This is a genomic window from Mediterraneibacter sp. NSJ-151 (assembly GCF_022487435.1).
Taxonomy (GTDB): Bacteria; Bacillota; Clostridia; order Lachnospirales; family Lachnospiraceae; genus Schaedlerella; species Schaedlerella hominis.
On the sequence record NZ_JAKVPP010000004.1, the window covers coordinates 1 to 14,575 of the forward strand.

Genomic DNA, 14,575 nt, shown 5'->3' on the forward strand with positions numbered 1-14,575 from the left:
ACTAAGGAGACTAAGAAATCTGTTTGATTGATGGAACGCCGGATGCGGTGAAAGTCGCATGTCCGGTGTGAAGCGGGGGAAAAGCTGGAGATAACTTCAAAGGCTTACCTATCGCTATTCCCTTCGGATTTAAATACATACGGTGGGGAGGCAAAAAGGCTTCTGGAAGATCTGCAGTCCAGAAATGAGCGAATGTTCCTTGTGACAGCATTGTTCTTAAATACCGCACCGACCAAACAGGAACTGGAAAATGTGGTGTTCCAGACTGCAGGTATTGCACAGAAATATAACTGTGCATTGAAACGGCTGGATTACCAGCAGGAGCCGGGACTGATGAGCTGTCTGCCGCTTGCGATGAATTTCGTACCGATCAAGCGGGCACTGACAACGACATCCACGGCGATTTTTGTCCCGTTTACCACACAGGAATTATTTATGAGTGGGGAGTCCATTTATTATGGATTAAATGCCCTGTCCAATAACCTTATCATGGCAGACAGGAAGAAGCTGAAGAACCCGAACGGACTGATTCTTGGTACACCGGGTTCCGGTAAATCGTTTGCGGCAAAACGAGAGATTGCAAACGCATTTATCGTGACGAAAGATGACATTATCGTATGTGACCCGGAAGGGGAGTATTATCCGTTAGTCCGGGCATTTCATGGACAGGTGATCCGTATTTCCCCGACCAGCCACGATTATATCAATCCGATGGATATTAACCTGGATTACGCTGACGATGATGACCCGCTTTCCTTAAAATCGGACTTCATCCTGTCCCTTTGTGAGCTGGTAGTTGGCGGAAAGAACGGACTGGAGCCGGTTGAAAAGACCGTCATTGACCGATGCGTAAGGCTGGTCTATCAGGATTTCCTTTCTGACCCGGTACCGGAAAAAATGCCGATCTTAGAGGATTTATATAATCTTCTCCGTAATCAGAAAGAGCAGGAAGCACAGCGTCTGGCAACGGCACTTGAGATCTACGTCAATGGTTCCTTAAAAGTGTTTAACCATAGAACCAACGTGGAACTGAGTAACCGTATCGTATGTTTTGACATTAAGGATCTGGGAAAACAGCTGAAAAAACTGGGTATGCTGATCGTGCAGGACCAGGTGTGGAACAGGGTAACGATCAACCGTTCTGCGAATAAGAGTACCAGATATTATATTGATGAGTTCCATCTGCTCTTAAAAGAGGAGCAGACAGCAGCATACAGCGTGGAGATCTGGAAGCGATTCCGTAAATGGGGTGGTATCCCTACGGGTATCACGCAGAACGTAAAAGACCTGTTAGCCAGCCGGGAGATTGAGAACATCTTTGAAAACTCTGACTTTATCCTGATGCTCAACCAGGCATCCGGTGACAGACAGATCCTTGCAAAACAGCTCAACATTTCCCCACACCAGCTTTCTTATGTAACGAACAGCGGGGAAGGTGAGGGACTGGTCTTTTATGGCAGCACCATTATCCCGTTCAAGGATAAGTTTGATAATTCCCTGATGTTGTATGCCCTGATGACTTCCAAGCCGGACGAGGTGGAGAAACGGAAGAAACTTGGTATCGGAGAACGGGACGATTAAAGAAATAAACGAAACAAAATAAAACAGAGTAGAGGATGAGCCGGGGGGAATACTTCCGGTAATTTTTCTGCCCGGAAAATGGAGGATTACAAGATGGAAGATTACAGAAACATGGAGAGATGCAGCGGTGAACCTTGCTGCATATTTGCAGAAAGAATCTGTGCAGACAATGAAAAGGAGATTTTGAAAATGGAAAAGGACACAAAGGAAAAAGTAACGGCTGATGAAATGATGGATGATCTTATCTATCTGGCGGAACTGATTGACTTCATGGGAATTACAGCTTGTCTGGCTGTAAGGGGAACTTTAAGTGAGCGAATGACAGACAAGCTGACGGATTCCATTGCAGGGATGGCAGATGAAGTGTTGGAGAAATGGGAGGACTATCAGGATAAGACAGAATAACCGGGACAAAGCAGTAAAGGGGATGGTCAAAGTTGCAGGAGCATGAGTATAAGGCGAGAGATAAAACCGTCCAGAAGATGAGCCGGGATGGTCTGCGGGAAGAAAACCTCCGGAACAAGGAAGAAAAAAGGATCACCGGACGGGATACGGATACCGAGATTCCCCGCAGTGAGAAGAAAGAGGAACTGGATTTCAGTAAACGCAGACAGGAACGGCGGAAAGAAGAACGGGGGATGGAACAGCCGGAGCAGAGTTCCAGAAAACCCAGATATAGCAGGGAACATGTATCCGACCAGGATATAAAACCAGATATGGATGAAGAGGTGAAAACAGAGGGAGATGTTTCCGTTGAAAATGGAGAAAATCCCAAATCTGCCTTTCGCACAGAGAGTATCCGTGGACAGCCAAGAGGGGAACGGGCATATCTGGAGACAGTTGCGGACAGCCGGGATCTTCGGAAGAAAAAGATGGTCAGGGATTATGCTGCAAAGGAAAGAAGGAAGGAAAAGGAGGCTTCCAGAGAAGAAAAAGCAGCCAAAAGAGAATCTGCCCGTTACCGGGAAACTTCCGAAGTGATGGAAGATTCCCTGGATGAGTTCCAGGAGGAGATCAAAGGCAAGTCCAAAAGGGAATGGGTGCTGAAGGAACAGCGGAAAAAAGTTTCCCGTTTGTCTTTTGGTGATGAAGGTAACGGCATGGTACATGGTGCCGGGATCGGTATCCGGAATCCGGCATCGGCAGTCAAAGATGCGGCAGTCACGGTAGCACACTGGAAAACGCATGAAGAAGAGGATGAAAATGCGGCAGTGGAAGGGGCACACCGGGCAGAACTTGCCGGGGAAAGCCTTGCAAGGAAATCCATCTACATGCGGGAACAGCTGAAAGGGCGGAGGGAAGAATCCCGGAGATTAAAAGAAAGCGTCCTGGATGAAGCAGAAAGGAGCAGGCTGGTATTTGAGACTGCCTATGGAAATGAAGCGAAGGACGCAGTGAAAAGAGAAGCAGAGAAGAAAAAGAAATCTGCCCTGCAGAAACTCTTTCAGAAGAAGCGTTACCAGAAGCAGTATCAGGCAGCCAGACAGAGTAAAAAAGTAAAGGATGCAGCGATCACTTCCGCACAGAAGTTTACGGAAAAAGCGAAAGATGCGGTCAAGATGGTGATGGCACAGAACCGGGGAATTTTTGCCACGGTAGCAGTCTTTGCCCTGATCTTTGTGCTGATCGCAGCCAGTTTTACCAGCTGTACGGCATCCTTGCAGGGAGCTTCCTCAGCGATCATCTCTACTAGCTATTCCAGTACGGATGAAGATATTTATGCCGCTGAAAATGCGTACCGTGCCTTGGAAGAAGCACTGAATACACAGATCAACCAGATGGAATCCACCCATCCGGATTACGATGAATACCGGTATCAGATTGATGAGATCGGTCATAACCCATATCAGCTGATCTCTTATCTTACGGTAAAATATGGCGGCTTCACTTACGAGGAAGTGGCAGAGGAGATTAAGGAAATCTTCCGACAGCAGTATGGGATCACCACAGACTCTACCAGAGAGACGGTTACGGAAACCAAGACGGTCCGGGTAGGGGAATCCTTGGGACAGGTTGTGACGAGTGGATACTGTAACTGCCCGATCTGCTGTGGGCAGTGGAGTGGCGGACCGACAGCCAGTGGGGCGATGCCGACAGCAAACCATACGATTGCCGTGGATGCAGCGAACCCATTTGTGCCGATCGGAACACATGTAGTCATGAACGGTGTGGAATATGTAGTAGAAGATACTGGAGCGTTTGCAAGATATGGGGTACAGTTCGATGTTTACTATGACAATCATGCGGCGGCATCCGCACATGGACACCAGACATGGGAAGCCTACATAGCAGACAGTAATGGAAGCCAGGAAGTGCAGGTCACGACCACAAAAGAAGTGAACCGCCTGGATGTAACGATGACAAACCACAGCCTGGATGCCGTGTTAAGGAGCCGTATGACAGAGGAAGAACAGGAACGCTACGATGCGTATAACAAATATTATGGCAACCGTGATTATCTGTTTGATCTAAACAGCATACCCACCGGAAGCAGTGGATTTGGTTACGACATACCGGCAGATGCTTTATCTGATCCACAGTTTGCAAAAATGATACAGGAAGCAGAAAAATATCTGGGTGTTCCATATGTATGGGGCGGTTATTCCCCAAGTGGTTTTGACTGTTCCGGCTTTGTAAGCTGGGTTATCAATAACTGTGGAAATGGATGGAATGTCGGAAGATGTACTGCCGATGAGCTGCGGTCACACTGTTCGCAGGTATCGCCATCGGAGGCAAAACCGGGAGATCTGATCTTCTTCCAGGGAACCTATGACACAGCGGGAGCAAGCCATGTGGGAATCTATGTCGGCAATAACATGATGATCCACTGTGGCAAGCCTGTCCAGTATACGAGCATCGCAAGTGCCTACTGGCAGGAACATTTTATGGCGTTTGGTCGTCTGCATTAGAGGAGGTGACAGGGCAGATGAACATGAAATTAAAAAAACTTCTGGATGATATTCAGAAAACGGAGGATAAGATTGCTGAATTACAGGAACACCTGAAGCGGCAGAATACATTGAGACAGCAGATGGAAGATATAGAGATCGTTAAGTCGTTCCGTTCCATGAAGCTGGACAGCCGCAGCCTGCTTGTCCTGCTTGACGGGATTCAGAAAGGAACCGTTACGATCCAGATGGATGAGGATGGCGGTATTACGGTGGAGGATGCAAAAGCTCCGCAGAAAAAGGAAAACAACGCAGAAGTTCATAGACCATCTGTTGGTCAGATGACAGAAAGAGAGGTTTTAGACGATGAGGAATAAAGTGGTAAAGAAACTGCTTATGATTGCCATGGCAGTCACCATGATCTCCGGGACATCCATTGCTACGGTTTACGCAAATGCAAACCCACCGGCGGAGGAGACAACGACACAGGTAGTAGAAGAAACGGCAACAGAATCAACAGAAGATACGGAGAAGAAAGAGGATACCGGAAGGGTCACCGGGGAAGGGGATAATTCGGCTTTTTCTACTCCGGGAAATGCCCAGCTGGTGGATGATAAGGAAAATGATGATACGAAACAGTTCCTTACCATCCAGACCAAGAAGGGAAATACATTTTATATGGTCATTGACCGTTCCAGCAATACAGAAAACGTGTACATGATGTCCCTGGTCGATGAGAATGACCTGGCAGAATTTCTGGATGAGACAGAAAAGAGCAAAGAAACCGAAGAATCAACCGTAGTGATTCCGGAAACCACACCGGAAACTACCCCGGCAGCAGAGGAGGAAACCGAAGTGAAGAAAGAAGAAAAGACAGGAATGAATGTAAAAGGACTTGGAGCAATCGTACTTGCAGTGATTCTTGGAGTGGCAGGGATTGCCGTTTATAAAAAGCATGGACGTGGCAAAGAGGAGGACTATGTAAGCGAACAGCTGGAGTTCTCTGACGGACCGTATGTAAATGAAGAAGAGGATGAGGAAGAAGAATAAACTTCCATCTCCAAAGAAGCAACCAAAATAAGGACAGGGGCAGCCAGAGCAGTTTGGCTGCCCTTTTTTCAGAAAGGACAAAAAAGCGTATGTCAAAATTTTTAGTGATCGCAGAGAAACCAAGTGTGGCACAGAGTTATGCCAAAAACCTGTCAGCTTATAAGAAAGAGGACGGATATTTAGAAGGGGAGAGCTGTATTGTCAGCTGGTGCCTTGGGCATCTGGCAGAGTATGCACAGCCGGAGGAATACGATTCCAAATATGAGAAGTGGCAGTTTGAAGATCTTCCGATTCTCCCGCAGGTCTGGAAGTTGAAAGTTTCCAGAGATAAGAAGAAACAGTTTGATGTGTTAAAAAGCCTGATGAACCGGACAGATGTGGACTATCTGGTAAATGGATGTGATGCAGGAAGGGAAGGGGAACTGATCTTCCAGAGAGTGTATGACCTTGCCGGATGCAGGAAACCGGTGAAGCGTTTATGGATCAGTTCCATGGAAGATACGGCAATCCGGACAGGGTTTCAGACAATGAAAGGAGCAGAGGAATACCGGAATCTCTGCATGGCTGCGGTATGCAGGGCACAGGCAGACTGGCTGATCGGCATGAATGGAACCAGGGCATATACGACTTGTTATTTTAAACGTCTGGTTGTGGGCAGGGTGCAGACGCCGACGCTTGCCATGCTTGCGGAACGTCAGGATAAGATTGAGCATTTTCAGAAAGAAGCCTTTTATAAAGTGGCACTGACAGACGGAAGGCTTACGGTAGTTTCTGAAAATATTGCAAATGAGGAAGCTGCCGATCTCCTTGCTTCCTTATGTATGGGTTCGGAAGCAGTGATTACACAGGTAAAGAGGGAACGAAAGAAAGCATTTCCTCCCAAACTTTATGATCTGACCAGCCTGCAAAGGGAAGCAAACCGTTACTTTGGCTATACGGCAAAGAAAACACTGGATATGCTGCAGGAATTATATGAAGAAAAGCTGGTCACTTATCCAAGAACGGACAGCCAGTTCGTGACGGAGGATATGAGGGATACCGTAGAGGAACTGGTAGGGAAAATGCCAGTCTTACTTCCGTTCCTGGATTATGGACAGCTGGGGCATAACATCACCAGGGTAATTAACAATGCAAAAGTATCCGACCATCATGCGATTCTTCCAACCAAAGAAGCCGTAGAAAAAGGAATCTCTGATCTGCCAGCGGACAAAAAGAACCTGATGATGCTGGTCTGCCAGCAGCTGGTGCAGGCAACCGGGGAAGAGTATCAGTATGAGCAGACGGATATTACGGTCAAATGTCAGGAACATGATTTTACCGCCAGAGGAAAAGTGCCGGTGCAGATGGGATTTAAAGAGGCGGGGAATGCCTTTAAGAACCAGTATGTGAAAGCCAAGCCGGAAGAAGAAACGGAAAAAGAGACTTCCATTCCATATGGGTATGAAGAAAGAATGACGCTTTCTCCGGTAAAGGCAGAAAAGACAGTGCATTTTACTTCCCCGCCCAAACCATTCAATGATGTGATATTTTGTGAGCGTAAGGAGTGGATAGGAATTGAAGAAAGGAGTTCAGCATGAGAAGAAAAAAAGATAGAAGCAATGGCATTACTGCTTTGTATGAAAGACTGTCTCGTGATGACGATAATGCTGGAGAGAGTAACAGTATCATTCATCAAAAGCAAATGCTTGAAGATTATGCTATAAAACATGGTTTTACGAATCTTGTTCATTTTACCGATGATGGTTGGAGTGGAGCGACCTTTGACAGACCTTCATGGAACAGACTTGTTGAAGGTGTTAAAAACGGAGAAATCACTGCCTGTATCTGCAAAGATATGTCCAGAATCGGCAGAGACCATTTGCAAGTGGGTTTTTTCACTGACATTCTGTTTAGAGAAAAGGAAGTTCGATTTATAGCAATCAATAATGGTATTGACAGTGACCGTCAAGAAACCAGTGAGTTTGCCCCTTTTCTGAATATCATGAATGAGTGGTTTGTCAGGGACACAAGTAAGAAAATTAAAGCTGTACTGAAATCCAGAGGTTCTTCCGGCAACGCTCATACAAGTAATATCCCACCATACGGCTATTTGAAAGACCCCGAAAACCCCGACCATTGGATTATTGATGAAGAAGCTGCTGAAGTAGTCCGCAGAATTTATCGCATGACTATTGAGGGAAAAGGACCTTATCAGATAGCAAGAGAACTTTCAGAAGAAAAAATAGAAAGACCGTCTTATTATCTTGGAAAAAAGGGACTTGGAAATCATGCAAGCAACTATGACAAAGAAAATCCGTATATGTGGCGAGGAAATCAGGTTACTACTCTGATTGCCCGACCAGAGTATATCGGAAAGACTGTCAACTTCAGGACATTCAAAAATTCCTATAAGGACAAAAAGACGAAAAGGGCAGACAAGGAAGATTGGGTGGTTTTTGATGATACACAAGAGCCTATTGTCGATGAAGAAACATGGCTGCTTGCTCAAAAGTTAAGACAGAATGTAAGAAAAGCAGATCCTATGGGCGAGCCTAATGTTCTGACCGGAAAGATTTACTGTGCTGATTGTGGTGCGCCGATGTATAATCACAGGCAGCGGAAAGGGCGAGAAAGAATATACTATACTGCCAAAGGCGAAAAAAGGACAAGTTATTCCAATCCGGCAGATTGTTATGAATGTTCCACTTATAATCTTGCTTATCAGAAGTATGATCGTCACTGTACTTGCCACCATATTTCAACAAAAGCACTTAAAAGCATCATTCTGAAAACTATACAAGAGACTTGCCATTATGTTTCTTTGAATGAGCAGGAGTTTGTCTATTCTCTGCAAGAAGAATCGGCGATGAAAGATATTGCTGTTTCTGAAACTGTAAAAAACCGCATTGAAAGAAATCAGAAGCGAGTTCACGAACTGGATATGCTTATCAGGAAAATCTATGAAGATAATGTGATTGGAAGATTGCCGGACAGACTTTTTCAGAGTATGCTTACTGATTATGAAAATGAGCAGAACGAGCTGAACAAGATTATTGAGACTGACACCGCTGATATGCAACGGATTATAGGCGGTCAAAATAATGTGGAGCGTTTTCTGAAGCTGGTCAAAAAGTATGAGAACATTACAGAACTTACTCCTGCCATGATAAATGAATTTATCGACAAAATACTGGTTCACGAGCCACAAGGAAAAGGTGCAGACCGCACCACAGAGGTGGAGATATATCTTAACTATGTCGGGCAATTTCAAGTACCTGTGGAGCAGCATGAACCAACAGAGGAAGAAAGGATTGCTGCTGAAAAAGAGGCGGAACGACTTCGCAGAAAACGAGAATCCAATCGTAAGTATATGAAAAAGATTCGTGAGAAATCAAAAGAATTTGCGGAGCATGAGCGTATAGCAGAAGAAAAAAGCTCTGATAGCAATGTGTGTGTTGAACAGAACGCCACAAGCAAATCAAATCGGCAAAAAGTGAAAGGAGAAAAAATAGCATGACAGAATTGAAACCACGAATCCATGATGAATGTAACGGTCTGGACTATGTTCTTGTGGGCGATTACTATGTGCCGGACTTGAAGCTACCGGAGGAACATCGCCCTATCGGTATGTGGGGCAGACTGCACAGGACATATTTGGAGCAGTACCGCCCTGCAAGGTTATCTGCCCTCTGTTTATCCGGCGAACTGCATACTTACCTTGCTGACCTGAACGAACAGGCAGCAGAAAGGTGCAGCCTTATCATTGAGCAGATGAAACAAGCCGAGGGTGTGACCGAAACCATGAAAGCAGACAATCAGATGTTGTGGGTACAGTCCATGAACTCTATCCGTAACCGAGCCGAAGAAATCATCAGACAGGAAATGATTTACTGCTGATTTTATCAAGTCCAAAACCAACAAATTTATATCGTCAACGAAACGACAGGTATTTCCTTATGAAGTGTCTGTCGCTTTTCATTTATCAAACTTTAAGGAGGAAAACACAATGAAGATGAACCGGAATGAAATGGAAGCCCTTTATGCCTTTGGCTGTCCGAACCTGAAAGCAACTGTCAAGCGTTTGCGTATGGTAGCTGCCCTTGCACCCGATCCAGTGGCGAAGAAGCTGTTTTATATGCTTTCCGTCAAGCTGAGTGCTGAGGGTGTTGAAAGGTGGTATTGCTGCTTTTACTGCAAGCTGCGTGTGTTGAAAAACCATAGGGAGGGCTGCTATGGAGAGACTGACGAAGATTGAGAAAGAAACAATCGTTCTCTTTAATGAGGGCGAGGACAAGGCAAATATCTACACCCACAACGCCGGATTGAAAAAGAGGTTGGCTGCTTTTGCTAAGAAGTACCCTGACCTTTGCAGACTGGAAAAATCCAATGTTCAAGGCGGTGTTTCTTATGAGCTGGCAAAGTCCCGTCTGTCTATCCGCTTCCTGCCGCCTTACAGTGAGGAACGCAGACAGAAAGCCAGCGAATATGCGAAAAAGTATGGGCTGAACAGTCAGCAGGGATAGTGTGATAATCAGGGCTGATATGCGGTTAAAATGTCAGGTGCAGACCTGATGTTTTGACCGTTGCCTATCGCCTGTGAGGAAAGTATCGGGGACTATGAAATTTGCAGAAATGTGCGTTACGGGTAGCAAGATAAAAAGCTGTGAAAATTTAATGCCACTTCGGAATTATTAACACTTATTTGTAGATTTAAGGTATGGAGATATGTTAGAATAGCAATAAATAATGACGAAAGGGTAATTTTTATATGATGAAACTTAGTGAAAAAACCAAAAATTTCATACTATATGGTGTTGAAAATAAAATAGAGAGGAAAGAGATTTATAAATTTGATGGAGCAATACTTTTTCTCTGTTTTTTAGCAATGTTTATAGCAGATTCAACTCCGTCGCCCTCTTTTTACAGAATTTTTTTAATACTATTCTATGTTGTTTTCGTAATTGCTACATTTTCAAAATCAGATGTGACTGGCGAAAAAACTTTTTGGATTCATGGCATTCAAGGTTTAGGAATGGGCATTTTGTTCGGTTGGTTTGGAACTATTCTCATATTTTCAACATTAGAAAAGGAAGATTATAGTTCTTATATGGCTATTTTATTGATTGTATATATAATAAGTGCGATAGCATATACATGTTTAGTTATGTTTCTCATAAAAAAGGATATATATAATTCAGATTCTAATAAAAAAGTTATGGGAGGTTGGAGTTTCGTTTGTTTTGGAATGCTCGGAATATCCGTCGCTAAAATAATGAGTTCTAAAATACCATATATATCCATGATTAGGATAGCAGGTTTGGGATTTTATGTTCTTTCGTTACTATGTTTAATGAGTATATTTTTTTTCGTGAAGTACTTTTTGATAAAAAAATATAAGCTAAAACCGAATGAATAAATAATCTTTATATTCCACATAAATGATAATCAGCTGCATAGTTGGTCGTTTTTGTTTATCCATTTACAGACTATTTGTAATCTGCCACAACTGAATATGACCATTAAGGTCAGATGAAGAAACCGATGTATTGAGCGTAAAGCGATCATGCGTCGGTTTTTCTTATTTCATGAGCTGACAGAATTCCGACTGTATATCACCCGTGAGGAAAGTATCGAGGACTATGGGTTTTGAGGAAATGTGCGTTACAAGGCTTGAACAGGAACTCTGCACACAAATTTTTCTTCCATTCGTTAAGTTGATGAAGTATAATGAAATATGAAAAATTGAGGTTTTTAATGCTCGATTTCAAACAATCATTTTTATATATCTGGAACTATGGAGGGCAAAATGAATGATTTTTTACGAATGTGTTTTAATATAATTACACAAATAGGTCCCTATTTAGTTGTACTTCTTCTTTTGAAATATCTTGTAAATCTTCAACAAAAGAGAGCTAAAGAACGAGAGGAAGAACAGAAAAAGGGAATAATTAGGACGCATTATATAATAAAAACCGAAAAAGTACTTACTATGTTTTTTGTATTGGCGGTGTTTCTTTTTGGGGGAGCTACGGTAGCCAGTGCTATTCAACAAGATGATTTATTGCCACCAATTGGTTTTAGTATTTTCTTTATTGTTTCTTTAATCGGCTCATTGAACATGATTATGTGGAAATTGGAAGTGAACGGAGATGAAATCACATGGCGTTCAACTTTTGGAAGAAAGAGAACTTTTCGCTTTGAAGATATTACATATTGCGAGATGAAGGGAAATTCTATTCGTGTATATGTCAATGGCAAAAAATTATTCACTATTGACAGCGGTGTTGATGATAGTGAATTTATGGAGGATATAGAGAGAAGAAGAATCCCTGTAAAATCTTACTGGGCAAATCAGCATAAGAAAAATCGTAAATGACATAGATTTTATAACAGTACGATGTTAAACAACTGAATATGACCGTCAAGGTCAGATGAAGAAACCGATGTATTGAGCGTAAAGCGATCATGCGTCGGTTTTTCTTACATGAGCTGACAGAATTCCGACTGTATATCACCCGTGAGGAAAGTATCGGTGACTATGGATTTTGCATAAATGCGCGTTACGGGTAAGTAAAAAACTACTTGATAGAGTGTGAATTGAATTGTTCATGTCGGTATGATATAATTTACTGAAATGAAGCAAGAAGGTGGACTTTTGTATGAAAAAATTTTTGAAAATATTGCTAATCATTATAGGAATAGTTTTTTTAATTTTTGCAGCGCTGATATGTATTGGACTGTTTGTTGATTATGATGACCATATTGAAAATGGTCGTTATACTTATGTTCCGGAAGAAGAAAACAAAGGAAATGAGTATATTGAGTTTAAGTTGACAGATAATGGCAAAGACGATTCTAAACTTACATATTATAACTCTATCGAAGAAGCTATTTTGAATTCCCCCTTAAAAGCAGAACATGAAAATTTATCAGCTCCAGAAGATTTTCTTAATCATGTTGATGAAATATTGCATATATGGAATGGCAAACAGTATGATACGGTTTTCTATCGGGCAGGAAGTGATAACGATCCCGTTCAAGGTTTTGTGATTGTACGCTGCAAAAAAAAGATAGAAAATGAAAGTACACAATATGCGTTTGTAAATGCTACACCAGCTACCACTACACCAGATACCACTTATGGGGGAGACTTCAAAAAATTTATCCATTTATCTTTAACAATAAGTGATATTCAACAAGGCTTAAATCCAAATTATCCGGATACCAGATTCGTTTTTGGCTATGCACATGATAAAGAAATTTACTCATTAGAAGTAGAAGGTCAAAAGCCAGATGGGATTATAGAATATGAAGAATATGGTAGAACGATGTATATGTGGTATTATAACGATTTGAAAAGCAATAAAAGAGGCGATTGTCTGAGCTACTCAGTAGATGTGCCAGAGTAATTTTTCAAATTGGCTAATCTGCCACAACTGAATATGACCGTCAAGGTCAGATGAAGAAACCGATGTATTGAGCGTAAAGCGATCATGCGTCGGTTTTTCTTTTTGCAAAATAGTCCGGTGGACTGTTTTGTAAAACCGAAGGAACTGACAGAGCTTGGGACGGGGCGAAGTCAGTTTGTTCGGGCGGGAGTACGGAGGGTGCAACCCTTTGTGCATGGGTACAGGGAATGCAATATCCCTGTGCAGGTCAAGGGCGGCAGCCTTGCCCAGTTAAGTGGCGTTTCGCCACTTAATACTGGGTATTACTTGACGCAGAAAGCCGCAAGGAATCAGCTTCGCTGCCCTTCTCCCCTGTCGGGGAAATCAAAAAGAAAAGGAGGAACTCATGTGAAATTAACAAGACACAATGGACGAGCCGGAAAGAATGGCGTTTATAACCCGAAGCACAATGACCGCAGTTTTGACATTGCCAACAGCGAACACATTGACGAAGAACGAGCCAAACAAAATCTCTATTGGGACTGTTACAATGGCTTTCGCAATTTCAAAAATCCCGAAAAGGAAAATGAGCTGTCTGCCACTTTTGAAGATGTGGAACAGCTTTTTTATCGTCAGCGGTATCATGATTTTGTAACAGGACAGAATGAAAGAAATGTGAAGAACCGACACCCTGAAAGAAATAAGGAAACTGGAGATTTACTCAAAAGCAAAAAGACCTGTCCAGAGGAAACGGTCTATCAGATTGGAACGCTTGACAATCATGTTCCGCCGGAATTGCTCATTGAGATCGTCACAGAATTTATGGAAATCGCAAATGAGCGTTTCGGCTCTCATGTCCATATCCTGAATTGGGCGCTGCACTTGGATGAAAGCACCCCTCATATTCACGAGCGTCATGTGTTCGACTGTGAAAATCAATATGGAGAGATTGCCCCACAACAGGAAAAGGCTTTGGAAGCATTGGGGTTTGAACTGCCGGAACCGGAGAAGCCAGTCGGAAGAAAAAACAACCGCAAGATGACTTTCGATTCAGCTTGCCGAGTGCTGCTGTTTGATGTGGCGAAAAAGCATGGCTTACAACTGGAAGAAGAACCGGAATATGGTGGTCGTGCATATCTGGAAAAACAGGACTATATTCTTTTCAAGCAAAAGGAGCAACTGGCAGCACAGGAGCAAAAGTTGGAAGAACTCACGATGAAGATTGAAGATGTGGAAGCTTTGGTGGACGAGGTTGCCGATATTGCCTATGACAAGGCGGTTGAGGTCGTTGCTGATACTGTAAAACTGGAAACGCACAAGGAGGATATTAAGCTGGTGGAGCAGTCTAAGGCGTGGGTTCTCTCCCCTGAGCGTAAGGCTTCAAAGAAAGAAGTTGAGTATGCAGTGAAACGATTGGATGGCGTGATTGGCAGAATCACAAATGCTATGAAATCAACTATTCAGAAAATCCAAACTACGCTGATGAAACCGGAGGTCAAAAAAGCCGGAACGGAGCAAATCAAGAAGAAAGCCAAAAGTTCCATTATAGAGCAGTTGAGCCGCAAGAAGAAGGAAATGGCAGAGCGTGAAGTCAGCCGGACAATTCCGGCGAAAAGCAAAAAACAGGATATGGAACTTTAAGGCACTTGCTATTTTCGTTTTGAAAATGACAGGTGCTTTTTTCGTTTC

13 protein-coding genes and 1 pseudogene are annotated in these 14,575 nt (G+C 43.2%); all 14 read left to right on the forward strand.

Annotated features, from left to right (window positions below):
* Positions 1–108: 108 nt before the first annotated feature.
* A pseudogene (locus LQE94_RS04745) lies at positions 109–1,581 on the forward strand (VirB4-like conjugal transfer ATPase, CD1110 family); the annotation flags it as partial.
* A gap of 93 nt (positions 1,582–1,674) precedes the next feature.
* Entirely contained in the window at positions 1,675–1,986 is a 312-nt protein-coding gene (locus LQE94_RS04750; RefSeq protein ID WP_173699758.1) for a hypothetical protein, read from the forward strand.
* Positions 1,987–2,018: 32 nt separating this feature from the next.
* Entirely contained in the window at positions 2,019–4,490 is a 2,472-nt protein-coding gene (locus LQE94_RS04755; RefSeq protein ID WP_173699756.1) for a C40 family peptidase, read from the forward strand.
* Between the two features lie 17 nt (positions 4,491–4,507).
* A complete protein-coding gene (locus LQE94_RS04760) occupies positions 4,508–4,846 on the forward strand; it encodes a DUF4315 family protein (protein ID WP_117640121.1) in 339 nt (112 codons plus the stop codon).
* A complete protein-coding gene (locus tag LQE94_RS04765) occupies positions 4,836–5,519 on the forward strand; it encodes a CD1107 family mobile element protein (protein WP_128867650.1) in 684 nt (227 codons plus the stop codon). Before LQE94_RS04760 ends, LQE94_RS04765 begins: the two co-directional genes overlap by 11 nt.
* Positions 5,520–5,608: 89 nt before the next feature.
* A complete protein-coding gene (locus LQE94_RS04770; protein WP_240577148.1) occupies positions 5,609–7,096 on the forward strand; it encodes a DNA topoisomerase in 1,488 nt (495 codons plus the stop codon).
* Positions 7,093–9,015, forward strand: a complete 1,923-nt coding sequence (locus tag LQE94_RS04775; protein ID WP_117460717.1) for a recombinase family protein — start codon at positions 7,093–7,095, stop codon at positions 9,013–9,015. The genes LQE94_RS04770 and LQE94_RS04775 overlap by 4 nt, the downstream gene beginning before the upstream one ends.
* Complete coding sequence (locus LQE94_RS04780; protein WP_003864567.1) at positions 9,012–9,395, forward strand: TnpV protein; 384 nt, start codon at positions 9,012–9,014, stop codon at positions 9,393–9,395. Before LQE94_RS04775 ends, LQE94_RS04780 begins: the two co-directional genes overlap by 4 nt.
* A 109-nt stretch (positions 9,396–9,504) precedes the next feature.
* Positions 9,505–9,753 carry a ferredoxin gene (locus LQE94_RS04785; protein ID WP_117460718.1) on the forward strand — a complete coding sequence of 83 codons (249 nt, stop codon included), beginning with the start codon at positions 9,505–9,507 and terminating at the stop codon, positions 9,751–9,753.
* The gene (locus tag LQE94_RS04790; protein WP_117460719.1) at positions 9,731–10,021 is read left to right on the forward strand and encodes a molecular chaperone; all 291 of its coding nucleotides are present in this window, start codon (positions 9,731–9,733) and stop codon (positions 10,019–10,021) included. Before LQE94_RS04785 ends, LQE94_RS04790 begins: the two co-directional genes overlap by 23 nt.
* Positions 10,022–10,266: 245 nt before the next feature.
* Positions 10,267–10,914 carry a hypothetical protein gene (locus LQE94_RS04795; protein ID WP_117460720.1) on the forward strand — a complete coding sequence of 216 codons (648 nt, stop codon included), beginning with the start codon at positions 10,267–10,269 and terminating at the stop codon, positions 10,912–10,914.
* A gap of 390 nt (positions 10,915–11,304) precedes the next feature.
* Positions 11,305–11,874 carry a DUF6560 family protein gene (locus LQE94_RS04800; RefSeq protein WP_235837120.1) on the forward strand — a complete coding sequence of 190 codons (570 nt, stop codon included), beginning with the start codon at positions 11,305–11,307 and terminating at the stop codon, positions 11,872–11,874.
* Positions 11,875–12,157: 283 nt separating this feature from the next.
* Positions 12,158–12,907: a hypothetical protein gene (locus tag LQE94_RS04805; protein WP_240577149.1), complete on the forward strand. Its 750-nt coding sequence runs from the start codon at positions 12,158–12,160 to the stop codon at positions 12,905–12,907.
* Positions 12,908–12,991: 84 nt separating this feature from the next.
* Positions 12,992–14,527 (forward strand): serine/arginine repetitive matrix protein 2, encoded by a 1,536-nt coding sequence (locus tag LQE94_RS04810; protein ID WP_178105369.1) that lies wholly within the window; start codon positions 12,992–12,994, stop codon positions 14,525–14,527.
* The last annotated feature ends 48 nt before the right edge of the window (positions 14,528–14,575 follow it).